This window comes from Hymenobacter sp. 15J16-1T3B, assembly GCF_020711235.1.
Lineage (GTDB): Bacteria > Bacteroidota > Bacteroidia > Cytophagales > Hymenobacteraceae > Solirubrum.
Window position 1 is genome coordinate 44276 of sequence record NZ_JAJFAV010000003.1, and the last position, 21841, is coordinate 66116.

The 21841-nt window shown below is 63.7% G+C and carries 18 protein-coding genes; 8 read left to right on the top strand and 10 right to left on the bottom strand.

Annotation, left to right across the window (positions count from 1 at the left end):
• Positions 1 to 4: 4 nt before the first annotated feature.
• The 5 genes from LJ737_RS06070 to LJ737_RS06090 all read left to right on the top strand — a co-directional run bounded on the left by LJ737_RS06070 (position 5) and on the right by LJ737_RS06090 (position 5199).
• Positions 5 to 1117: a chemotaxis response regulator protein-glutamate methylesterase gene (locus tag LJ737_RS06070; protein ID WP_227763722.1), complete on the top strand. Its 1113-nt coding sequence runs from the start codon at positions 5 to 7 to the stop codon at positions 1115 to 1117.
• Positions 1114 to 2748 carry a chemotaxis protein CheA gene (locus LJ737_RS06075; RefSeq protein ID WP_227763723.1) on the top strand — a complete coding sequence of 545 codons (1635 nt, stop codon included), beginning with the start codon at positions 1114 to 1116 and terminating at the stop codon, positions 2746 to 2748. The genes LJ737_RS06070 and LJ737_RS06075 overlap by 4 nt, the downstream gene beginning before the upstream one ends.
• Before the next feature lie 74 nt (positions 2749 to 2822).
• Positions 2823 to 3458: a chemotaxis protein CheC gene (locus LJ737_RS06080; protein WP_227763724.1), complete on the top strand. Its 636-nt coding sequence runs from the start codon at positions 2823 to 2825 to the stop codon at positions 3456 to 3458.
• Between the two features lie 211 nt (positions 3459 to 3669).
• Positions 3670 to 4767 (top strand): agmatinase, encoded by a 1098-nt coding sequence (gene speB / locus LJ737_RS06085; protein WP_227763725.1) that lies wholly within the window; start codon positions 3670 to 3672, stop codon positions 4765 to 4767.
• A 96-nt stretch (positions 4768 to 4863) separates the two neighbouring features.
• Positions 4864 to 5199, top strand: coding sequence for a phage holin family protein (locus LJ737_RS06090; RefSeq protein ID WP_138075019.1), 336 nt, complete (start codon positions 4864 to 4866; stop codon positions 5197 to 5199).
• A gap of 73 nt (positions 5200 to 5272) precedes the next feature.
• On the opposite strand, the gene LJ737_RS06095 is transcribed toward LJ737_RS06090, so the two are convergent.
• The 6 genes from LJ737_RS06095 to LJ737_RS06120 all read right to left on the bottom strand — a co-directional run bounded on the left by LJ737_RS06095 (position 5273) and on the right by LJ737_RS06120 (position 12602).
• Positions 5273 to 6148 carry a DUF4349 domain-containing protein gene (locus LJ737_RS06095; protein WP_227763726.1) on the bottom strand — a complete coding sequence of 292 codons (876 nt, stop codon included), beginning with the start codon at positions 6146 to 6148 and terminating at the stop codon, positions 5273 to 5275.
• Between the two features lie 132 nt (positions 6149 to 6280).
• Entirely contained in the window at positions 6281 to 7591 is a 1311-nt protein-coding gene (gene murA, locus LJ737_RS06100; protein WP_227763727.1) for a UDP-N-acetylglucosamine 1-carboxyvinyltransferase, read from the bottom strand.
• A gap of 23 nt (positions 7592 to 7614) precedes the next feature.
• A complete protein-coding gene (locus LJ737_RS06105) occupies positions 7615 to 8343 on the bottom strand; it encodes a DUF4290 domain-containing protein (protein WP_227763729.1) in 729 nt (242 codons plus the stop codon).
• 240 nt (positions 8344 to 8583) lie between these two features.
• Positions 8584 to 10824, bottom strand: a complete 2241-nt coding sequence (locus LJ737_RS06110) for an ATP-dependent helicase (protein WP_227764451.1) — start codon at positions 10822 to 10824, stop codon at positions 8584 to 8586.
• A gap of 123 nt (positions 10825 to 10947) precedes the next feature.
• Positions 10948 to 11385 (bottom strand): hypothetical protein, encoded by a 438-nt coding sequence (locus tag LJ737_RS06115; RefSeq protein WP_227763731.1) that lies wholly within the window; start codon positions 11383 to 11385, stop codon positions 10948 to 10950.
• Between the two features lie 23 nt (positions 11386 to 11408).
• A complete protein-coding gene (locus LJ737_RS06120; protein ID WP_227763733.1) occupies positions 11409 to 12602 on the bottom strand; it encodes a hypothetical protein in 1194 nt (397 codons plus the stop codon).
• Positions 12603 to 12792: 190 nt separating this feature from the next.
• Here LJ737_RS06120 and LJ737_RS06125 point away from each other — a divergent pair, with 190 nt between their 5' ends.
• The gene (locus LJ737_RS06125) at positions 12793 to 13371 is read left to right on the top strand and encodes a DUF3109 family protein (protein WP_227763735.1); all 579 of its coding nucleotides are present in this window, start codon (positions 12793 to 12795) and stop codon (positions 13369 to 13371) included.
• On the opposite strand, the gene LJ737_RS06130 is transcribed toward LJ737_RS06125, so the two are convergent.
• The 3 genes from LJ737_RS06130 to LJ737_RS06140 form a co-directional block, all read right to left on the bottom strand.
• On the bottom strand, positions 13368 to 14087 hold the full coding sequence (locus LJ737_RS06130) for a hypothetical protein (RefSeq protein WP_227763737.1): 720 nt from the start codon (positions 14085 to 14087) through the stop codon (positions 13368 to 13370). The two genes, LJ737_RS06125 and LJ737_RS06130, sit on opposite strands and share 4 nt — an antisense overlap.
• Positions 14088 to 14258: 171 nt before the next feature.
• Positions 14259 to 14984 carry a hypothetical protein gene (locus LJ737_RS06135; protein ID WP_227763739.1) on the bottom strand — a complete coding sequence of 242 codons (726 nt, stop codon included), beginning with the start codon at positions 14982 to 14984 and terminating at the stop codon, positions 14259 to 14261.
• Positions 14985 to 15186: 202 nt separating this feature from the next.
• Positions 15187 to 16992 carry an alpha-amylase gene (locus LJ737_RS06140; protein ID WP_227763741.1) on the bottom strand — a complete coding sequence of 602 codons (1806 nt, stop codon included), beginning with the start codon at positions 16990 to 16992 and terminating at the stop codon, positions 15187 to 15189.
• Positions 16993 to 17450: 458 nt separating this feature from the next.
• On the opposite strand from LJ737_RS06140, the gene LJ737_RS06145 reads away from it, so the two are divergent.
• Positions 17451 to 19088: a glycosyltransferase family 39 protein gene (locus tag LJ737_RS06145; protein WP_227763743.1), complete on the top strand. Its 1638-nt coding sequence runs from the start codon at positions 17451 to 17453 to the stop codon at positions 19086 to 19088.
• A 10-nt stretch (positions 19089 to 19098) separates the two neighbouring features.
• Here LJ737_RS06145 and LJ737_RS06150 read toward each other — a convergent pair whose 3' ends face one another.
• The gene (locus LJ737_RS06150; RefSeq protein WP_227763745.1) at positions 19099 to 20022 is read right to left on the bottom strand and encodes an ADP-ribosylglycohydrolase family protein; all 924 of its coding nucleotides are present in this window, start codon (positions 20020 to 20022) and stop codon (positions 19099 to 19101) included.
• A 265-nt stretch (positions 20023 to 20287) separates the two neighbouring features.
• On the opposite strand from LJ737_RS06150, the gene LJ737_RS06155 reads away from it, so the two are divergent.
• Positions 20288 to 21751: a serine hydrolase gene (locus LJ737_RS06155; protein WP_227763746.1), complete on the top strand. Its 1464-nt coding sequence runs from the start codon at positions 20288 to 20290 to the stop codon at positions 21749 to 21751.
• Positions 21752 to 21841: the final 90 nt, after the last annotated feature.

A 21841-nucleotide genomic window follows, 5' to 3' on the forward strand; every position in this document is an offset into this window, starting at 1 on the left:
CGCCTTGTTTAATACCCCCGTACTGCCTGCTCCCCTGACCATCCTGCTCGGCGATATGCCGGGCTTGATGCGCTTGGCGCTGTCCAAGCTGCTGCGGACCGACGCGAGCGTGCAGATTGTGGGCAGCACGGCTGGTCCCGACGACCTGATTGCTCAAGCCCGCCGTTTGCGGCCCGATCTGGTCATTACCGGTGAGCAGCCCGTTGCCAGCATGCAGCGGCTGGCGCAGTTTCACCGCGGCCCGGTGCTCCTGTATTCGGGCTACAGCCTGCCCGCGGCCGCTTTGCGCGAAGCCGCCCAGTGGGGCGTGTACGACCATTTCGGCCCGCTGCCGGCCCCGGCCGACCCCAATTACGGCTTCGTGCGCCGCGACTTGCTGCGCAAAGTGCACCAGTCGCGCGCGGTGGCTACGGCCGCCGTGCAGCGGCTGAGCGTCGCGAGCGGCTCGGTAGCCTTGGGCTTGGCGGGCCACGTGCTGAGCACTACGCCCCGGGGCATCGTCGTCATCGGCGGCTCGACGGGCGGGGCGGCGGCGGTGGAAACGGTAGTGCGCGGCCTGCAGCCGGGGCTGCGCTGGGCGGTTATCGTGGCCGTGCACCTGCCGGCGGCTTTCACTGCCTCGCTGGTGGAGCGGGTGCGCCGCGCGGCCTCGTTGCCGGTGGTGGAAGGCCGCGTTGGGCTGCGCCTGCAGGCCGGGCAGATTGTGGTCGTGCCGGGCGGCACCAACTGGGCCGTGCGCGGCGAAATCGGCCAGTCGCTCTGGCTGCAGGAAGCCACCGAGCCCGCCGCCGGCCTCGACGAGCCCAGCATCGATCTGCTGATGATTTCGGCGGCCCGGGCGGCGGCCACGCGCACGCTGGGCGTCGTGCTCACCGGGTTGGGCTGCGACGGCACAGCCGGCGCCGCCATGATTCGGCACCTGGGCGGCACGGTGCTGGCGCAAAACGAGCAGACCGCCGCCGTGTTTGCCATGCCCAAATCCGTTATTCAGGGCGGGCATGCTTCGGCCGTGCTGGCCTTGGAGGACATGGCCCGCTTTATCAACGGCCACGTGCAACCGCTGCGGCCCGCCGCGCCGGTGCGCGTGTCACCCGCTATTCGTTCGTACTCCCGATGAAGTCACGCGAACAGGAATACCGGGAGTTGTTTATGGCCGAAGCCCTGGAGGCTTACGACGCCATGAGCCAGCACATGTCGGTGCTGGAAAAGCGGCCCGAGGACGAGGCGGCGCTGAACGAAGTGTTCCGCTTGCTGCATAACCTCAAAGCCAACGCCCGCGCCATGGGCCACGACGCCATCGGCGAAGTGGCGCACCGCATGGAGACCATCTTTGGGCAGATCCGCAGCAAGGAGCGCCCCTTCGCCGGCTCCATGGTGCCCGTGCTCTTCAGCGGCATCGACGTGCTCGGGGGCATGATCCGGGCGGTGGGAGCCAACCAGGAACTCACCGAAAACGTCCCGCTCATCGAAAACCTCGACCGGGTTATCGAGGGCGAAGAGCCGGTGCTGGTGGACGACGAATCGGGCACCGAGGAAGACGCCACCCGCAAGCTGGAGCTGTCGGACCTGGTCTACATCCCGATCAAGAAGCTCGACCACCTGCTCAACCTCGTCGGGGAGTTGATCATCGACCGGGACCGGGTGCTGACCCTGGCCCAAGAAATCGGCGACACGACGCTGCAGAGCGTGACGGCCCACCTCAGCCGCCTCGCCGACGATTTGCAGTACTCCGTGATGGACGCCCGCCTGGTGGGCGTGGGCACCTTGTTCAACAAGTTTCCGCGGGTGGTGCGCGACGTGGCCACCGCTGAGCAGAAGCAAGTGGAGCTGACCATCAGCGGGCAGGACATCCAGATTGACCGCAACATCTTGCAGATCATCACCGATTCGCTGCTGCACTTGGTGCGCAACGCCATCGGTCACGGCATCGAAACGCCCGGGGAGCGGGTAAAAGCGGGCAAGCCGGAAATCGGCCAACTGACCCTGTCGGCCCAAACCGACCGCGACAACGTGCTCATCCGCATCAGCGACGACGGCCGCGGCGTGGACGTGGAGCGCGTGCGCCGCAAGGCCGTGGAGCGTGGGTTGCTCTCACGCGACGCGGCCAGCCGCCTCAACGAAACCGAAGTCCACAACTTACTCTTCGAAGCCGGCTTCTCTACGGCCGAGCAGGTCACCGAAATTTCGGGCCGCGGCGTGGGCCTCGATGTGGTGAAGCTCGCCATCGACTCGCTTGGCGGCCAGCTGCGCGTGGATTCCCGCTTGGGGCAGGGCACCACCTTCACGCTGGTGCTGCCCACGTCCATTGCCGTAAAGGGCGCCCTGCTCTTCGAACTCGACGGGCACCCGTACGCCCTGCCGCTGATGCACACCGACTCGGTGGTGTCGTTGCAGCCGGAGAAGCTGCACGTGGTGGGCGGCACGCTGCTGGCCAAGGTGCTGACCGAAAACATTCCCGTCGTACGCCTGGCCGATTTGCTGGCCGACAACGACGACGCCCTGCCGCTGGCCAACCGCGCCGCGCTGGTGGGCGCGCAAGACATCATCATCACGAACTACAACGGCCGTAAATTAGGCCTGATTGTCGACCGATTCCTGCGCCAGCAGGACATCGTCATCAAACCCGTCAGCCAGCCGCTCGATATGATCGATCTGTTTGGCGGCGTTACCTTGCTCGGCAGCGGGCAGGTGTGCTTGGTACTCGACGTGCCGGCAATTACCCGCCTGTTTTTATCCCGCCGCCCATGAAATTCGTACTGCCAACCCCCCAGGGTCGCTGCCGCGTTGCCGCCGCCGGCCTGCTTTTAACCTAAGCCACCCGTATGGACCTGCTCATGAATGATCTGGAACGGGATATTATCCGCGAAATCCTGAATATCGGATTGGCGCGGGCCGCCGACTCGTTTGCAGCCATTGCCCAGGAACGGGTGTTGCTGGAAGTGCCTAGCCTGGAGCTGGTGCGCGCCGGCGACATTCTCAAGCTTATCAGCAGCTACCAGAGCAGCCACGTCGCGATTCAATCCGACATCAAAGGCGACTTCAACGGCACCACGCTGATGTTCTTTTCCGGTCAGCACGTGCAGCGCCTCTCCAAGGTGTGCCTGCGCATGGACGTGAGCGAGGACCTGCAGATTAACGAGATGCAGGAGTCTTTGCTGCTCGAAATCAGCAACATCATCACCGGGGCCCTGGTCACCCAGCTGGCCAACATTCTCAAGGCCAAAATCTACGGGGCCCCGCCGCGCACTGCCCACGGCAGCCTAGCCCACTCGCTCGACAGCCTGCTGGAAACGCATCCAAAGATGCAACCGCTGATTTTCTCGGTCATTACGCAGTTTTCCGACCAGAACAGCAACGTGGAGCTGCCGCTGATGCTGTTCTTCGACCGCGAAACCTTCGACAAGATCCTGACCATCATCCGGACCTACGACCTGCCCGGCAACGGCCTGCCCGCCTAGCCCGTCCGGTTGCGACGAAACCGTGAAATGTCGTCTGTCATCCTGAGTACAGCGAAGGACCTTATCACGTCTGAACAAGCATCGCCACAACGATATGTTCACGCTTGGTGAGGTCCTTCCTTCGTCAGGGTAACAGACGACTTCTAATTTCACCCGACCTTTCGAACGGCTTATTCAGTTCGTTTCTTTCCGCCTTCACCCTCCCTTTGTCATGCACGACCCGATTGCACTTGCGCTGCAGCAGAAAATAGCCAATTTCGACCCCAACGCCGTGGGTGATACCTCCGGGGGCCTGTTCGGCCTGCCCTTCACCCCCGAGGAAGCTCAGGTGGTGGTGGTGCCCGTGCCGTGGGAAGTGACCGTGTCGTACCGCGCCGGCACGGCTCAGGGCCCGGCCGCCATTGCCGATGCCTCGGCTCAGGTCGACCTCTACGACCCGGACCTGCCCGACGCCTGGAAGCTGGGCCTGGCCATGGAAGAGGTTGATGAGAAGTGGGAGGCCGAAAGCCGCGAGCTGCGCGAACTGGCCGAGGGCTACATCGGCTGGCTCGAAGACGGCCAACCTGCCGCCTCGGCCAAGAAGTACGCCAACGTCACGAACAAAGTGACCGAGCGCGGCGAGGCGCTGCTGCAGTGGCTCAAGGCCAAAACCGGCGCCTACCTCGACGCCGGCAAGGGCGTGGTGGTGCTCGGCGGCGACCACAGCACCCCGCTGGGCTACCTGCACGCCTTGGCCGAGCGCCACGAGGAATTCGGCATCCTGCAGATCGACGCGCACTGCGACTTGCGCGTGGCTTACGAGGGCTTTCAGTACTCGCACGCCAGCATCATGTACAACGCCCTGCAGCTGCCGCAGGTGAAGAAACTCGTGCAAGTGGGCATCCGCGACCTGTGCCAGCAGGAGGCCGACGTCATTGCCCAGTCGGGCGGGCGCGTGGTGATGTTCCACCACCGCTTCCTGCGCGAGGGCATGTACGAGAAGAAGTCCTGGAAAAAGCAGTGCGGCAAAATCATTGCGCAACTGCCCCAAAAGGTGTATTTGAGCTTCGACATTGACGGGCTGGACCCCAAGCTGTGCCCCGGCACCGGCACCCCGGTGCCCGGCGGATTGGAGTTTGAGGAGGCGCTGTACCTGATCCGCGCCGTGGTGCGCTCGGGCCGGCAAATTATCGGCTGCGACCTGAACGAAGTGGCCCCCGGCGACACCGACTGGAACGGCAACGTGGGCGCCCGCTTGCTCTACCAGATGGCCAACTGGATGGCCGTGTCGCAGGGCCGGCTGACGGCCAACGGCATTACGGAAGCGTAAGCGCAGCCAAGCATAGACTTTTGCGTATAGTTGCCCGTCGGCTCATCCGTGAGTCGGCGGGCTTCTTGTTTCTCCTCCTTCCAAACCGTTTCCCGTATGGGCTTCATTCTAAAATTCATCCTCAGCGCCATCATCGCCTACGTGCTGACGAAGGTGCTGCCGGGCGCCCACCTGGGCGGCTTCACTGACGCGCTGCTACTCGTATTGGTGCTCGGCATCCTGAACGCGGTGGTCAAGCCCATCCTGAAAATCCTGGGCTTTCCCATTACTGTGCTGACCCTGGGCCTGTTTCTGCTGGTCATCAACGCCGTCATCGTGCTGCTGGCCGACTGGCTGCTGCCCGGCTTCAAGGTCGACGGTTTTCTTTACGCCCTCATTTTCAGCATTGTGCTGACGCTGGTGACGTCGGTGGTCGATATGATTATCGACTAAGCCGCAGATGGCCATATGCGCATAAAAAAGCCCGGTACCGCAAGGTGCCGGGCTTTTTTGTGGGGCCGGGGCATTACTGCTGCAGTGCCAGCCGACGCAGGCGCCAGCGGCGAACCAGCCAGATCACCACGCCGCCGACCAGCAGCAGCGGCCAGAGCGACACCAAGCCGATGCACAGCCCCGTGACCAGCTGCCAGCCGTTGTAAAAAGCCTCGACTACGCGGCTGCCGAAGGAAATAACCGGGGCATCGGGGGCGGGCAGGGCCAGCGGCTGGTAAAGCTTCAGCGTGATGGTTGAATAAGCCACCTGGTCGTTCATGGCCTTGAATCGGCTTTCCGCCGACTCGATTTCCTCGCGCACCTGCCCGATTTTGGCCTCGATTTCCAGCACTTCGCTCACCTTCTTGGCTTGGCTCAGAAGCCCGATGTAGCGCTGCTCCAACGCGCGCTTGGTGCGCAAGCGGGCGGCCACGTCGGCGTGCTCGGCCGTCACGTCCTCCGAGGTCAGGGCCTTGCGCTCCACGGTGCCGAGCGAGGTAAGGCCCGCCAGCAGGCTGGTGAACCGATCAGGCCGCACGCGGATGGTCATTTCCTGCCGCCACGCGTCGTCGGAGCGGGTTTGGGCGGCGGCACCCACCCAGCTGCCGCTGCGCCGCACGATGCTGTCGACGCGAGCGGCTGCGCGGGGCAGGTCGCGGACTTTAATATCGACGTCGGCTTTGTAAATCAGCTGCCGGGCCGTGGGGCTCACGGGCACGGCCGCCGGGCCGCTGCCGCCGTCGGCCAAAGCATTTGATTGCGCTTCGGCGGCCCCGGCAACCGGCGCGTACTCCACGGCCGGGGCCTCTAGCATTACGGCCTGATCAGCCACGGCCGCTTCCTTACTGTCGTGGCTGCAAGCGCCCAGCAGTAACCCCAACCCCACCAGAATTACAGTTAGTTTATGCATGGCAATACAAGGGCTTAGATGAATGTGAACGGATAACGACGGGCGGGTAATTTCCTTTTGTCGTAACTCATCGGGCAAACAAAAAGCCCCGCCGGTAGGGGCGGGGCTTTGGGGATGTAGGACCAGGCCGAACTAGCCGACGCGCTTGATCTGCGCGCCGAGGGCCTGCAGGCGGCCTTCGATGTTCTGGTAGCCGCGGTCAATCTGCTCGATGTTGAGAATCGTGCTCTTGCCTTCGGCCGAGAGGGCTGCAATCAGCAGGGCCACGCCGGCGCGGATATCGGGCGAGGTCATGGTGATGCCGCGCAGGGCGTGGTGCTTGTCGAGGCCGATGACGATGGCGCGGTGCGGGTCGCAGAGGGTAATCTGCGCGCCCATGTCGATGAGCTTGTCGACGAAGAACAGGCGCGACTCGAACATCTTCTGGTGCACGAGCACGGTGCCCTTGGCCTGTGTGGCCACTACCAGCACGATGCTCAGCAAATCGGGCGTGAAGCCGGGCCAGGTGTGGTCCGACACCGTCAGGATGGAGCCGTCGAGGTAGGTGGCAATTTCGTAGCGGTCCTGGGCCGGCACGTAGATGTCGTCGCCGCGGAATTCCAGCTGGATGCCCAGCTTGCGAAAGGTGTCCGGAATCAGGCCCAGCTCCGGAATAGCGCAGTCCTTGATGGTAATTTCGGAGCCAGTCATGGCCGCCAAGCCAATGAAGGAGCCGATTTCAATCATGTCGGGCAGCATGCGGTGCTCGGTGCCGCCGAGGGTTTTCACGCCCTCGATGACCAGCAGGTTGGAGCCGATGCCCTGGATGTTGGCGCCCATGCGCACCATCATCTTGCAGAGCTGCTGCAGGTACGGCTCGCAGGCCGCGTTGTAGATGGTAGTAGTGCCTTCGGCCAGCACCGCGCCCATCACGATGTTGGCCGTGCCCGTGACCGAGGCTTCGTCCAGCAGCATGTAGGCCCCGCGCAGCCCGTTGGGGGCCGACATGCGGTAGAACTCCGGGCCTTCCACTTTCAGGTCGGCGCCGAGCTTCTGCAAGCCCCAGAAGTGCGTATCCAGCGGGCGGCGGCCGATTTTGTCGCCGCCGGGTTTGGGCAGCTGGCATTTGCCGAAGCGGGCCAGCATCGGGCCCAGAATCATGACGGAGCCGCGCAGTTCGCGGGCCTGCTTCACAAACTCCGGCGTGTCGAGGTAGTCGAGGTTGACCGCGTCGGCCTGGAACCGGTAGGTATCCGCCGAAAGCCGCTCCACCTTCACGCCCATGCTGCCGAGCAGCTCGATGAGCTTGTTGACGTCGCGGATGTCCGGGATGTTGCTGATGGTGACGGGCTCCGCGGTCAGGAGCACGGCACAGAGGATTTGCAGGGCCTCGTTTTTGGCCCCCTGCGGCACGATGTCGCCGCGCAGCGGTTTCCCGCCGATTACTTCAAAAGCTGCTGCCATTCTGATGGTGCGTGCCGCGAGGGTTACTGCGGCGGTTGTTGCTGTTCACGGCCTCCTTTTTTGCCCCGGCGCTTGTCGCGGCGCTCCTGCTTGCCGCCGCCGCCGCCGCGGCGCTGCTCCCGCTCCTGGCGGGGCTGCGGCACCACGAAAGCACCTTGGCTGCGGCCACCGCCGCTGCCCTGACTGGCCGAGCCGGTCATGGTGTCGAAGCCACCGGCGGCGTCCACCTGGGCCTGATCGAGCTGCAGCTTGCCGGCCGACAAATCCTTGAGGTGCCGGATGATGGTCACGTCCTTCGGAATGTCCTTGCTGTGCATGCGGTGCAGGAACTTCATCACCCGGCCGATGCTGATGGCGGCCTGCTCGCGCTGGGTGGCGTCTTCCATGGCCACAGCCTTGGCTACCAGCTCCTCCACGTTTTTGCCGTAGGGGCGCAGCTTGGGGCCTTTGGTGGGGTAGACGAGGCGTTCCGGCTTGTTGTTGAACTGGTCGAGGCCGGTCAGCGGGAAGGGGGCGTCCACGTCCAGCTGGTTGACGGTCATGGCGTAAAGGTGGTTCCAGAGCTTGTGCTGGTAGTCCTGCTGCTCCCGCACGCCGGGATTCAGGCGGAACATGAGCTGCACAATCTGGTGGGCGCGCTTGGTGCGCTCGGTGCGGTCTTCCAGCGTGAGCAGCGTCTGGGCCAGCTGGTAGGTATTCTGGCCGTATTCGCGCACCAACAGCTGGAGCTGCGGGGGAAGATTGTCAATCATTGGTTTGTCAGGAAAGGATTCGGCGGCGCGGATTCTAGCACCCGGATAGGAGGGAAGGCCAGCCGAGGAAGCCGGGCGGCGAAAAGCCCGGCTATTTGAAGCGCTAAATATACGGCAGTTGGCGCGGTTCGGTGGTGAAAGAAGTAGCGCGAACTTTCAGTTCGCGTACCGTTGCGGACGGCCGGACGACCATCGTTTTACGATACACGAACTGGAAGTTCGCGCTACTGTGGCGAGGCCTTACACAATCCGCAGCTTGGCGAAGCTCAGCAGCAGGGTCTTCTCGCCCACGCCGCCCTCAAACTGAATGGTGGCCTTTACCGAGCCGTCCTGCTTTTCCAGCTTGCTCACCGAGCCGAAACCAAATTTCGGGTGCTCCACCTTGTTGCCGACAGCTAGGTTGGTCGTGTCCGAGGGCTTGAAATCGGGGGAGGGCACGTAAGGCTTTACCGGGGCCGCGGCGGGCTTGATTTTCTGCGCGCCGACCAGGTTCGAGCGGCGCTCCAGCACCGGGGCGAAGGGGCTTTCCTCCTGCCCGTACTTAAACTCCACGAACGTCGGGTCGATTTCGTCGATGAAGCGGCTTTTCTCGCAGCTGCGCAGGTTGCCCCACTGGTAGCGCGAGGTAGCGTAGCTCAGCGTGAGCTTTTTCTCGGCGCGGGTAATAGCCACGTAGAACAGGCGGCGCTCCTCCTCCAGGTCGGTGCGCGAGGTAATCATCATCTGCGAGGGGAAGAGGTTTTCCTCCATGCCCACGATGTACACGTTGCGGAACTCCAGGCCCTTGGCCGAGTGAATGGTCATCAGCGTGACCGATTCACCCTCGTCCTTGGCGTCCTTGAGGTCGGTGTCGGTGACCAGGGCAATGTCCTGCAGGAAGGAGGCCAACGACTTGTCCTCGCGCTCCGGGTCGTCGACGTACTCCTTGATGCCGTTCAGCAGCTCCTGAATGTTCTCGTAACGCGAGAGGCCCTCGATGCTCTTGTCGGCGTAGAGGTCCTCGATCATGCCCGAGTTTTTGGCAATGAACTTGGCCGCTTCGAAGGCGTCGTCCTTGCCGGCCACCACCGCGTAGCTCTTGATTTTTTCGCCGAAGTCCACCACCGGATTCGAGACGCGGGCGGGCAGAAACTGGTCGGCGTTGGTCACCACTTCCCAGAGCGTGTGGTTCGACTCCTCTGCCGCGTTGATCAGCTTGCTGATGGTGGTGTCGCCGATGCCGCGCTTGGGGTAGTTGATGATGCGGCGCAGGGCCTGCTCGTCGTTGGGGTTCACCGTCAGGCGCAGGTACGCCACCAGGTCCTTGATTTCCTTGCGCTGGTAAAAGCTCAGGCCGCCAACGATTTTGTACTTGATGTTGAGCTTGCGCAGGGATTCTTCCATGGCGCGGCTCTGGGCATTGGTGCGGTAGAGGATAGCGAAATGATCATACGAGAGGTGATGGTTCATCTTCTCCTCGTAGATGCTGTTGGCCACCAGCTTGCCTTCCTCGTTGTCGGAAGCCGCCCGAATCACCTCGATGCGCGGGCCCTCCTCGTTGTCGGAGAAAACGCTCTTGCGCAGCTGGGCTTGGTTGTTCTTGATAACCGAGTTGGCCGCCTTCACGATGTTCTTGGTGGAGCGGTAGTTCTGCTCCAGCTTGAAAATGGCCAGCTCCGGGTAGTCCTTCTCGAAGTTGAGAATGTTCTGGATGTCGGCGCCGCGGAAGGCGTAGATGCTCTGCGCGTCGTCGCCCACCACGCAGATATTGCGGTTTTTGGCCGCCAGCTTCCGGCTGATCAGGTACTGCGAGTAGTTCGTATCCTGATACTCGTCCACCATCACGTAGTGGAAGATGTTCTGGTACTTGTTCAGCGCGTCCGGGTGGTCCTTGAACAAGACGTTGGTCTGATACAGCAGGTCGTCGAAGTCCATGGCGCCGGCCTTGAAGCAGCGCTGCTGGTACTGCTGGTAAATCACGCCAATCTTGGGGCGCAGCGCGGCCTCGTCGTCCTGCTTGATGACGGGGTCGTTCATATACTGCTGCACCGAAATCAGCTTGTTCTTGGCGGCCGAAATCCGGCCCAGCACCGTGCTCGGCTTGTAGAGCTTGTCGTCCAGGTCCAGCTCCTTCACGATTTGGGTGATGAGCGTCTTGGTGTCCTGGGTGTCGTAGATGGTGAAGTGCCGCGGGTAGCCGAGCTTGTCGGCCTCCGAGCGCAGAATGCGGGCGAAGATGCTGTGGAAGGTGCCCATCCAGAGGTTTTTGGCCTCGGGGCCGACCACCTTCTCGATACGGGCGCGCATTTCGCGGGCCGCCTTGTTGGTAAAGGTCAGGGCCAGGATATTGAACGGGTCCACGCCCTTTTCCAGCAGGTGGGCAATGCGGTAGGTCAGTACCCGCGTCTTGCCCGAGCCCGCGCCCGCAATAATCATCGCCGGGCCTTCGGTGTGCAACACCGCGCCGCGCTGCGACTCGTTCAGGAGGTTGATATAATCCAGTGCCATGCGTCTTTCTGTAGCCGAATCAACAGCTAAACCACAAAGGTAGGGCGAAAGGTGCGGCGGGGGAAGCGCCAGGGCGGCTAATGTGGTTAGCGTTGCAGAATGGACCAGCCTAGTTGACTAAGAGCCGTCAGTAGTCCGCTGTTGCTGGTGCTTGATAAAATCTTGGGCATACTCGCGTATCACCTCCTTAATACTAGTATCTGATGCAACTCGGTGCAGGAGTTCAAGCAAACTGGTGTCGTCAACAACCGGCTTATCCGCATTAAGCATTCTGTTGACCATTATCAACCCCATACTTGACGGCTGCCGCTGAATGGACTCAAGCAATGCGGACTCGTAGTCGTCAAGATCCTCCAGGCCGTGCATGACACCCCAAAAGACCTCATTGTCTTCATCCGGAAAACGCTCAAACAGATCGAACAATACATCGAGATATTGCTTGGCTTGACCAGATTCAAACAGCGCAGCAGAATCTGCTTCAAGCCGCAATAGGTCATCGGAATGGCAGTCAAAAGCAGCAATGCGAGTACATGCTTCTGCGGCTTTGTTGGTCATAGTAGCCGTAACAATAAGAAAGCCTACTTCATCAGCCCGCGGTTCAGGTGCAGCACCAGCTGCACGGAATCCCGGCGCCAGCGGCCCCGCAGCTGCAACGAGTCCGATGCCGTGCGCTGATACTGCCAGCGGCGCGGGGCGGCGTAGTCGTTGTTTTCGTTGCGGGCAATGAGCTGAATCAGTTCTTTCGGGCGGGCCGAATCGGGCTCGGTCACGAACCGGTCGCGGCGCACGGAGTTGCGCAGCACGGCCTGGGCGGCTTGGAAGTAGGCGCGGGCGGGGTAGGCCGAGTCGGCGGGGGTGAGCGGCTGCCAGCGGCCGGCTTGCCAGCGGGCGGCCCGGGCGGTTTCCCACACGCCGGTCAGCGGTAGCACGGCGGCCTGCTCGGCGGCGTACTCGCGGGTGCCTTGCACGTCCAGAGCCGTCAGGCCGATAACGGCCAGGGTGAAGAGCACGCCCAGGCCGCGGTAGACCAAGCGCCCGCGCCGGCCGAAGCGGGAGGCCGTGGCGGGCAGGGTGCGCAGCGCCGCGGGTCGGTGGCCGATGAAAAACTGCCAGAGCCGGTCCACGTCCTGCAACAGCAGCAGCAAGGCGAAGAACAGGTAGCTGCCCGAACCGATTTTGACGCAAACGTCGAAAAACACGTTGACCACAAACACGTTCAGCATCACCACCGTGGCAATGAAGGCGCCCAGCGTGCGGGTGCGGCGAACGAGCAGCAGGGCCGCCGGCACCACTTCGCCCCAGCCCAGAAACTGCTGGTATCCGCGCGAGTAGCCGAAAAATTGCCAGGCTACGCGCATCGGAGTCAATTCGGCCGGCGGGGTGTCGAGGTTGGCCCACAGGCGCGGAAACTGGGTGGCCAGCACCTTCACAAAGCCGTAGCGAAACAGCGTCAGGCTCAGGTACAGTGCCACCAGGTCAAGCAGCACTTCCGCAATGGCCCAGCGGCGGCGCTGCAGCAGCTGCGCCGCGGCCAGCGCCGTGCCCGCCACCGCGCCCCAGATCAGGCCGATGCGCAGGGTGAGCCACTGCGTGGGGGTGTCACCGCAGCTGGACGACGCTTCCTGCAGGGGCGTGAGCAGCCCGGTGGCAACGGATAGTTCGTAGAGCAAGGGGCTCAGCATCACGCCCAAGGCGGCGCTGGCGGCTACGGTGTTGAGCAGGTGCCAGCCCGTGGGAGCTGAGCGAATGGCAGGGGTGACGGACGAATTCATGCGGCTGGGAGAGATGCCAAGCTAACGCAACCGCTGCATAAGTCAAATGCTATATTGCTGTTACAGGTCAAGCAACCGTTGCGCGGGCCAGGGGTACAGTCGTGGGCTGCCGCGAACTTCGCCGCGCCGGGCGTTGTTCGGCAGCGAATCTGCCGCCGTATCTTTGCGGTTCGCTTTGCCAGCTTTTCCGATGATTGTCATCCAGAATACCATTGTCTCCGACGACGTCCGTGACCAGTTTTTCGTCTGCAACCTGGAGCGCTGCAAGGGCGCCTGCTGCGTGGAGGGCGACCTGGGCGCCCCGCTCGAAGAAGCCGAACTACGGATTCTGGAGCAGGAATACGACAAGATCAAACCTTTCCTGACCCACGCTGGCCGCCACGCCATCGAAGAGCAGGGGCTGTACGTCAAGGATTGGGAGGGCGACTACAGCACGACCACCATCGACAACCGCGAGTGCGCCTACGCCCTCTACGACGAGCGGGGCATCCTCAAGTGCGGCATCGAGCAAGCTTACCTGGCCGGCGCGACGACCTTTAAAAAGCCCATCAGCTGCCACCTGTACCCCATCCGCATCAGCAAGTACGACGAGTTTGACGCGCTGAACTACGACCGGTGGGAAATCTGCAACCCGGCTTGTGCCTTTGGGGCCCAGCTGGGCGTGCCGGTGTACAAGTTTCTAAAGGAGCCGCTGATCCGCAAGTATGGGGAAGCCTGGTACCAGGAGCTGACCCAGGAAATCGAGCAGCCCAAGCCGGCCGTCAGCTAGCGCGCCTGGCGCAGCGGGTAGTGCAGCGTTACTTCGGCGTAGCTTTCCCCCAGGCCCAGGGTTTGGTCGCGCGCCAGGCCCTGCGCGTAGCTGGCCATGATAACCCACGGGTGTCGGGCCGAGGCGGCGCGGTAGCCCAGGCCAGCGTGCAGCAGTAGATTGGCCACGCCCAGGCCCACGCTGGTGTCGTTGAAACTGCTGTCGGGGTGGGCTAGGTAGCTTTTGCGGATGCGGCTGTGGTCTTGCATGTTCACCGACACCATCGGGCCCGCTTCGAGCACGAGGTGCTCATCCAGCCAGTAGCGCAGGCCCAGCAGCAAGCGGACGTTGACGGTGCGAAAGCGCTGCTGCAATTGGTATTCCGGCTCGCGGGGGTAGCCCCGGGGCGCCCCCGGGTTAACGGTTACGTTGGCTTGCCGGCGCAGGTACGCCGCTCCGGCGCGCAGTAGCACGAAGGTGCGCTGCCCCGTTGGGGGCACGGGCAGGGCCAGCGTGATACCCGCGGCGGCGCCTACCTGGGGCGTGGCGTTGCCGAGGCGGTAGGTCGTGAGTGAGCCCAGCCCCCCGCTTTGTGCCGTGGCGCTGGCGTAGCTCGGGATGGTAAGCACGGGGCCAGCATACACGCTGACTTCGCCGTGGGGAGACCCTTGTTGCGAGAAGGCCGGGCAACAGGCTCCGATGCTGCCCAGCACAGCTAATAGCAATGGTTTCTGCATCGGTGGTTACGAATTGCCGGCCGCAGGGGCATAACAACAGGGCGGCCGACACTGGCCCGCTCAAGTGATAAATCGAAAGAAGCGCCGGGTGACGCAACGACGGCCGCAATATGCGGCGGAAAAGCGGCTCGTCAAGTGCTCTAGGTGCGGGAGCCAAGGCTAGCGGCCGGGCTACTGCGGCTTGAGGGCGTACTGCACCGTCAGCTCGGCAAAGTCTTCGCCGGTGGCCACCTGCGTGCGGCGCAGCACCAGCCCGCGGGCGTAGCCGGCCGACAGCTGCCAGCGGCTGGCCGGCCCGGCCGGGCGCAGCCCGAAGGCGCCGCGCAGGAGCACATTGGTGCCCGGGGCCGGCAAATAACCTTTGGTGCTGGCTTCGCTGTCGAGGCGGCTGTAGTCTTGGCAGGTGAGGGCCAGCATGGGGCCGATTTCCCAGAACACCCGGCGGCGCGGCGCCAGGTAATGGCGCACGCCCAGCCCCACCTGCGCATCCACGGTGCGGTAGCGGAAACGCGCGTCGTAGGCGGGGGGCGGCGGCACGGTGGGCGCATACGGGTCGGCATGCACGGTCAGCTGCCGGCGGTTGTAGGCCGCGCGCAAACTCAGCACAAAGCAGGTGCTGCGGCTGGCCGGGGGCACGGGCAGGGCCAGGGTAGCGCCAACAGCGGCGCCCACCTGGGGCGGGTGCTGGCCCAACGTGTAGTCGGTGCCGTTTTCGGCCGAGCCGTTGCGCTGCCGGGCCGCCGGGTAGCGCAGACGCCCGACCAGCAAACTGCTGCTCAGGCTCCAGCGCCCCGCCTTGGCCGCGGTGGCCTGCTGAGCCGCCGCGGGCAGAGCGGGCAGCAGCAAGGAGCTCAGCAGCAGGCAACGGATAAGGCGTGATACGGAGTAGTGCGGCATAAAGCGAAGCGGATTTGCTGCTAAACGCGCGGCGCCGGTATTCCGTGTAAGCGCCCGGAGCAGACCGGAAACGCCGGGGCCGGTTTCAAAAGGAAATAAGCCCGTGTACCCGCGGCCGGTGGGACGAGGCCATTCCGCACAAAAAAGGCCCGCTGAAGCAGCGGGCCTTTTTCCGGTCATTCACTCACAAAGCTTGGGTGGCTTAGTGCCAAGTGTCGGTGCGCGTCATCGAGGTGCCGGTGGGCGTGAAGCTGTTGTTGGGGTCGGCTTCCCAGAGCACGTTGCCGGCCGCGTCCTTGCGGATGTGCTTGTACTGCACGGCCGTGCCCGAGGTCAGGTTGATGGTCACCGTCCAGTTCGGCCAGGCCGCGCCACTCATTTTGATGGCGTTGGCCGTGTTCCAGGCGCCCAGCTCGGCCGTGTTGCCCACGATGTAGAGGTCCTGCCCGCTCACCGTGTTGCTGTAGTTGATGTTGAAGGTCACGGCCGTTTTGGTGGTGCTCGGCGGGGTGGTGGAACCGCTGCCCGGTACCCACACCGCGTAGTTGCGGGCGCCGACCGGGAAGGTGCCGGTGCCGTTGGCGTCGGTCGTGACGGTATTGGTGTTGTTGCCGGTTTTGTCGGTCAAAGTCGCGCTCTTAAAAGGCGTGGTAATGGTCTTGGTGCGGGCGGTGCCGCCGTCGTTGAGCAGCACGAGCAGGCCGGGGTGGGAGGAGTCGCCGGCCCGGGAGTAGGCGTACACGTCCGCGTCGTTGACGCCGGTGTACTCCGTGGCCGCGCCGTAGGCATTGGCTTTGCGGATGCCGATGAGCTTCTTGATCTGGGCGCCCAAGCCGTATTCGTAATAGTCGCGGTAGAACACGCAGGGGTAGCCCTTCTCGCGAGTCAGGATGTAGGCGTAGGCCAGCATCTTCAGGTTGGTCACCGGCGAGTACAGCGCCCCGCCCTGCTGGTCGGTGTCGTGGTTATCCACGAACGACACCGACAGCGGGCCGTTGGCCTCGGTGAAGCCGGCAAACTGCAGCCCGCGCATGTCCCAGCCGCCGTTGCCGTTGCTCATGTCCTGGAAAGTGTAGTGCAGCGGCACGTCGAACAGGCTGGTGCGCCCGCCGGTGGCGGCGGCGTAGTTGTTCATGTCGGTCAGGTTGCGAAACCACGCTTCCGACACGGCAAACCGGCCGCTTGTGCCCTTCACCGCGTCGAGCCATTGGTTCACGAAGGGCGTGTAGATGTGCTTGGTCGCGTCGAGGCGGTAGCCGTCGAGGCTGAGCTTGGTGGTAATCCAGTTGCCCCAGTTGATGGTTTCGGTGGCGTTGCTGGCGTTGCCGTTGTACTGAATTTCCGAGCCGAGCAGGTTGTCGTAGGCGTCGCCGTTGGCATAGGGCTGGAAGTCCCAGCTTTTCCACTGGTACCAGCCGTTGTTGGGTGCCTGCTGGGTGCCGGTGAAGTTGGCCGAACTCCATTTGTAGGCGCTGTAAGTAGTGCCGCGGCCGGGGAAGTTGAACTTCGTGTACACGGTGTTGCCGTTCACCGTTTCCTGCGCGTCGGCCCAGGTCAGGTGGTTCATCACCATGTCCTCGTACACCTGAATGCCCTTGCCGTGCAGGGCTGTAATGGCCGCCTGCAGCTGGCTGACAGTGCCGTAGCGGGTGGCCACCGTGCCTTTCTGGTTGAATTCGCCCAGGTCGTAGCGGTCGTACACGCCGTAGCCTACGTCTTGGGCGCTGCCGCCCTTGTAGGCCGGCGGCAGCCAGATGGCGGTGATGCCCGCGTCGCTCAGTTCCTGGGCCTTGCTGCCCAGATTTTGCCACCACGTACCCGCCGTGGTGCTCACAGGCGTGTTCCAGTAGAAGCCCTGCATCATCACGCCGTTGGCCACTACGGCGTTGGGGGTAGTGGCCAGCGGGGCCACCGCGGGGGCCGTCGTCACGGCCGCTTCCTTGCTGCACGAAGCCAATAAGGCTCCGGCCGCGAGCAGCCAAGCGGCTGCCGCAGAATGTTTGAACATAAAGAGTGGGAATGGTTGTGGAGCCCGCAAATAGGCAAAACTCCCGGAGAAATCATAAATAAATTCCGCAAGTAAAATGAAAAAAGTGAGCGGTTACTTTTCGCCATGAAAGCCGGTAACATGCCCAACAGAGCACGCACACTGCTGAAAAAGCTTCGATGGCAGAGGGCACAGCCAGCCGAAGAGCCGGCAGCAGGCTTACGGCGACGGTGGCCTGCCCTGCTGCTAGAGGCGGCAAACGGCGCGGCCCGCTGAAGCGAAACGAGGCCCTGCAACCGGCAGCGGAGGGGACTGACGCTACTGTGGGCAAGCCGCTGAAGGAGCCGGTATGTCGGCCAGCACATTGACCTACGCCAAACCCGCATTGGCCCAGCAGGCGCTTCGGTTTAGCGGCAATGTGCCCAATGAATAAACTTGTTAGATTATTTTTAGAGTCTGCTACCCGCTTGCCCCAACACATGCCCGTCGTTTCTCCGTTGCCTGCTACTGCTTTCACCGCTCCGCCCGCGGTTCGTGCTTTCTGGGCCGTCCGCGGCTTTTTCATTGGGCTACTGCTGCTCGGCGCCGTGCTGCTGCGCCACTACGGCGTATCGTGGGACGAGCCCACCGACCGGCAAACCGGGATGATCAGCGCCCGGTACGTGGCGGAATTAGTGGCCCCGGACTGGGCCGCCCGGCAATCGGCCTTTGCCGGCCTGCCGGACTTTGCCACCTACGCCGATAACGACCACGGCGTGCTCTTCGAAACGCCCTTGTGCCTGCTGGAAGTGGGGCTGGGCATCACCGACTCGCGCACCACTTACCTGCTACGCCACGCCGCCATCTTCCTCACGTTCGTGGGCGGCGTCTGGGCCTTGTACCGGTTGGCGCGGCTACGCTTCGGTAGCTGGCAGCTGGGCTTAGCGGCCAGCACCTTGTTGCTGCTCTCACCCCGCTTTTTTGCCGAGAGCTTCTACAACAACAAGGACCTCGTGTTCCTGGCCGTCTTCACCCTGGGCGTGTACACCCTGGCCCGGCTGCTGCAGCACCCCAGCCTGGGCCGCGCCGCGCTCCACGGCCTGGTCACCGCCGCCGCCACCGACGTGCGCCTGCTCGGCTGCCTGCTGCTACCCATGACGCTGGGCATGGTGACGCTGGAGCTGCTCTACGGCCCGGCCGAGCTGCGGCGCCGCTGGCTGCCGGCAGTGCCCCTGTACCTGCTTACGGCCGTGGCGGCCACCGTAGCCGGCTGGCCCTACCTCTGGGCGGCCCCGCTCACCAACTTCCAGCACGCGTTCAGCAGCTTGAGCAACTTCGCCTTCGACGCCGACTTGCTGTACTTCGGCGAGCGGGTGTCCATCAATGCTTTGCCTTGGCACTACATCCCGGTCTGGGTGCTCATCACCACGCCCGTGGCCTACTCCGCGGCGGCCCTACTGGGCGCTCTGGCGTTGGGGGCCGACTTGGTCCGCAGCCGACTGGCGCTGCTGCGCCGGCCCGAGTACCGGCTAGATGTGCTGTTTCTGGGCTGGCTGCTGACGCCCGTGCTCATGGTCATCGTGCTCCACTCGGTGGTGTACGACGGCTGGCGCCACCTCTACTTCATCTACCCGGCGCTGCTGCTGCTGGCCCTGCGCGGGGCCTTGCTGCTGTGGCGGGCCCGCCAGGAGTCGGCCCGGCTGCACCGCTTGGCGGTGGGGCTGGCGGCACTGGCCGCGCTCGAAGCCGTGGGCACGCTGGGCCGCATGGTGCTGATGCACCCGTTCGAGCAAACGTTCTTCGCCTTTCTACCCGCGCGCGTCGTCGAGCAGCAGTTCGAGCGGGATTATTGGGGCCTTTCGTACCGGGCCGGCCTGCAGTGGATTCTGGCGCACGATGCGGCCCCGCGCATCGACATTCGGGGGGCGCAGCACCAGCCGCTGATGAACAACGTGGCCGTGCTGCCCGCCGCCCAACGCCAGCGCCTGCAGCTCAATCCCGCCGCCCCGCGCGCGTATTACCTGACCACCTACCGCACCCACCCGGAGCCGTATCCCGATTCGCTGGGCGCCGAGGTCTACCAGCTGCGGGCCAACGGCGTGAAGATACTGTCGGTATTCCAGCGGCAGGCGTGGTAGCACGAGCGGGCTACCGGGCGTGCTGCGCAAACCGTGCTATAACCGTTTGCAGCCTGACGTAGTCCGGCAGGCGTTGCAGCCGCTGCCACAGCGCCGTGGGCAACGCGGCCGTGCCCAGGCGCGCCCCAGCCACTTGCCCGGCCAGGGAGCAGGTGGTATCGGTGTCGCCGCCGGCCGCGCACACTTCAGCCAGCACTGCCGCCAAACCGAGCCTCGGAACCTGCGCCGCGGCCCACAACGCCAGGGCCACCGATTCGACGACGTACCCGCCGCTGCCAAACCGCGCCGCTACGTCGGCTATTGACAACCCAGCTGGCTGCGCCTGCAGCTCCAGCAGCCGGTCCCGCACGCGTGTGTCGGGCAGCCCGGCACTGATGCATGGCAGCAGGGAAGCGCGGTCGGTCCAGTCATCAGCCAGCCCCGCCCGGATGCCCAGCACCACGGCCAGGGCGCCCGCGTAGGCCTCCGGGTGGCGGTGCGTGATGCGGCACACCGCCTCGACGAGCTGCCGGTCCGGTTCCGGGCCAAGGAAAGCCAAGGGCGCAATGCGCATGGCGGCGCCGTTGCCGGCCGCGTAGTCCCCACCGCGCCCTACTTGGCTCCAATGGCCGCCCGCGACCAGCCCTTGCAGGGCATGCAGGGTGCTGCTTCCGAGCCCCGTCAGCTGCCCGGCTTCAAAGTGCTGCCGGAACGTGGCCGCAATTGCCTCGGGCCGCGCCTGCCCGCCGCATTCGATTATGGCCTCGCAAGTGGCTAGGGTGAGCTGCGTGTCGTCGGTTAGCCGCCAGCGGCGCCGCGGTTCCGGCGGCCGGCCGAAGGGGTAATAAATGCGCGAGTCGTTGCGGGCAGAAGCGGCCTGCTCGTAGCTGCTGCCGTACGCGTCGCCAATGGCGCCGGCGAACAAGCAAGCAGCAAGGCGGTCATAGGTAGCCATCAGCGTTGAGGAAGGCAGTACGAAAATAATCGTAGATCAATTTGCTTGGTCAGCAGCGTCCAGTATCTTTGGTATTACGAATTGCTTCGTATATCACGCTGTCCTGGCTTAGATGGGTCTTGTTGGCCACCGCCCTGCAGGTTGGGGCCAGCACTGGCAAGGTAGGGGAGAAGCCCGTAGCGGCGCGCTGCCTAGCCGATAACGCAGTTGTCCTCCGCCCAAATGCGGCTGAGTGGTCCCCAGCCTCCACCCAAACCTTACTTTCATGAACCGCATCCGACGTTTAGTCTCCGGCTGCCTGACTGCTTGGCTATGGCTAGCAAGCAGCGGCTATTCCTTCTCGCAGTCCCGGCCGGCCGCCGATAGCGTGGACGCCTTCCTGCGCCGGCAAATGCGGGAGCGGCGGATTACGGGCTTACAGCTCGCGGTGGTGCAACGCGGGAAAATTGCCTTGCTCAGGAGCTACGGCCTGGCCAATGTGCAGGACTCCTTGCCGGTGACCAATCGAAGCGTTTTCCCGGTGTACTCCTGCACCAAATCGGTGACGGGCGTCGCCATCATGCAATTGGTGGAAGAAGGAAAAATCGACCTGGCGGCCCCGGTGGCGCGTTACTTGGACGGGCTGCCCGCGCCCTGGCAACCGGTTACCATCCGGCAGCTACTCACGCACGTGTCGGGCCTGCCGGATATCAACCGGCTGCTGAACCCCAATACGTTCGGGCTGGACGCGCTGGGCAGCGAAGAAGCCGCTTGGGCAAAAATCCAGGCGCAGCCCATGGACTTCGCGCCCGGCGAACAGTTTGCCTACAACCAGACGAATTACGTGCTGCTGGGCAAACTCATCGACAAGCTCGCCGGCAAGCCTTTCGCGGAGGTGTTTCAGCAGCAGTTTGCCGTAGCCGGCATGCCCAGTACCGTGCTAGGCGATTCGCGCGACGTAGTGCCGCGGCGGGTGCAGTCGTACCGGTACGTCACGCGGTTGGATGGGAAAACCCTGGGCGCGGAAAAGTTGGTGAACGTGTACGGCGAGCATCCCCCGTTTCGGCGCACCGCTTCGGGTCTGAACAGCACGGCCGAAGAGCTGGCGCGGTGGGTAATTGCGCTGCAGCACGGCCAGCTGCTCAAAACCAAAGCCGCGCTCCGCACGCTCTGGACGGCCGGGCGCTACAACAACGGTACTCCCACCCAGTGGGCCCTGGGCTGGGTGACCAAGCCCCGCCCCAGCCACAGCGCCGTAACCATCACGGGAGGCTCCGTCGCCGCTATGTACGTGTACCCGGAGGACGACCTTTCCCTGATCGTGCTGACCAATCAGGCCGGGACGTATCCGGAAGAATTTCTGGACGAGCTGGCCGGCTACTACAACCCGAAGATTCCTCTGGCCGATCCGCTTACCGCCCTTCGCATGCAACTGCAGCGGCGCGGCTACGCGCAGGCCCTCGCGGAGGAATTGAAAAGCAAGCCGAAAAGCCAGTGGCCCACGGAAAATGACTTGAACGACTGGGCCTACCGGCTGATGAACGGCAGAGGACGAGTCAAGGAAGGCCTAGAAGTCTTCAGGCTAACGGCTAGTTTGTACCCCGGCAGCTGGAACGCGTACGACAGCCTGGGCGAGGCCCTGCTGAAAAACGGCCGGAAAGAAGACGCCATTGGCATGTACCGGAAATCCATTGAGCTAAATCCCAATAATCAACACGGAAAAAAGGTGTTGGAGCAGCTGACCAAATAGTTACCTGACCTGCCGCGCTTCCAGCCGTTACTGCCCGCCTCTGCTGCGCGGTGCCGCTTTCCACACGCGAGTGAGCCGCACGGAGCTCGG

What these genes read in the sequence shown, in the direction of transcription:
- murA (WP_227763727.1), bottom strand. Translation starts at nt 7,591, where the DNA reads ATGGCAGCAGCTTTTGAAGTAATCGGCGGGAAACCGCTGCGCGGCGAC.
- LJ737_RS06150 (WP_227763745.1), bottom strand. Translation starts at nt 20,022, where the DNA reads ATGGCTACCTATGACCGCCTTGCTGCTTGCTTGTTCGCCGGCGCCATT.
- LJ737_RS06140 (WP_227763741.1), bottom strand. Translation starts at nt 16,992, where the DNA reads ATGTTCAAACATTCTGCGGCAGCCGCTTGGCTGCTCGCGGCCGGAGCC.
- LJ737_RS06090 (WP_138075019.1), top strand. Translation starts at nt 4,864, where the DNA reads ATGGGCTTCATTCTAAAATTCATCCTCAGCGCCATCATCGCCTACGTG.
- LJ737_RS06115 (WP_227763731.1), bottom strand. Translation starts at nt 11,385, where the DNA reads ATGACCAACAAAGCCGCAGAAGCATGTACTCGCATTGCTGCTTTTGAC.
- LJ737_RS06080 (WP_227763724.1), top strand. Translation starts at nt 2,823, where the DNA reads ATGGACCTGCTCATGAATGATCTGGAACGGGATATTATCCGCGAAATC.
- LJ737_RS06125 (WP_227763735.1), top strand. Translation starts at nt 12,793, where the DNA reads ATGATTGTCATCCAGAATACCATTGTCTCCGACGACGTCCGTGACCAG.
- LJ737_RS06105 (WP_227763729.1), bottom strand. Translation starts at nt 8,343, where the DNA reads ATGATTGACAATCTTCCCCCGCAGCTCCAGCTGTTGGTGCGCGAATAC.
- LJ737_RS06135 (WP_227763739.1), bottom strand. Translation starts at nt 14,984, where the DNA reads ATGCCGCACTACTCCGTATCACGCCTTATCCGTTGCCTGCTGCTGAGC.
- LJ737_RS06095 (WP_227763726.1), bottom strand. Translation starts at nt 6,148, where the DNA reads ATGCATAAACTAACTGTAATTCTGGTGGGGTTGGGGTTACTGCTGGGC.
- LJ737_RS06145 (WP_227763743.1), top strand. Translation starts at nt 17,451, where the DNA reads ATGCCCGTCGTTTCTCCGTTGCCTGCTACTGCTTTCACCGCTCCGCCC.
- LJ737_RS06075 (WP_227763723.1), top strand. Translation starts at nt 1,114, where the DNA reads ATGAAGTCACGCGAACAGGAATACCGGGAGTTGTTTATGGCCGAAGCC.
- speB (WP_227763725.1), top strand. Translation starts at nt 3,670, where the DNA reads ATGCACGACCCGATTGCACTTGCGCTGCAGCAGAAAATAGCCAATTTC.
- LJ737_RS06130 (WP_227763737.1), bottom strand. Translation starts at nt 14,087, where the DNA reads ATGCAGAAACCATTGCTATTAGCTGTGCTGGGCAGCATCGGAGCCTGT.
- LJ737_RS06155 (WP_227763746.1), top strand. Translation starts at nt 20,288, where the DNA reads ATGAACCGCATCCGACGTTTAGTCTCCGGCTGCCTGACTGCTTGGCTA.
- LJ737_RS06120 (WP_227763733.1), bottom strand. Translation starts at nt 12,602, where the DNA reads ATGAATTCGTCCGTCACCCCTGCCATTCGCTCAGCTCCCACGGGCTGG.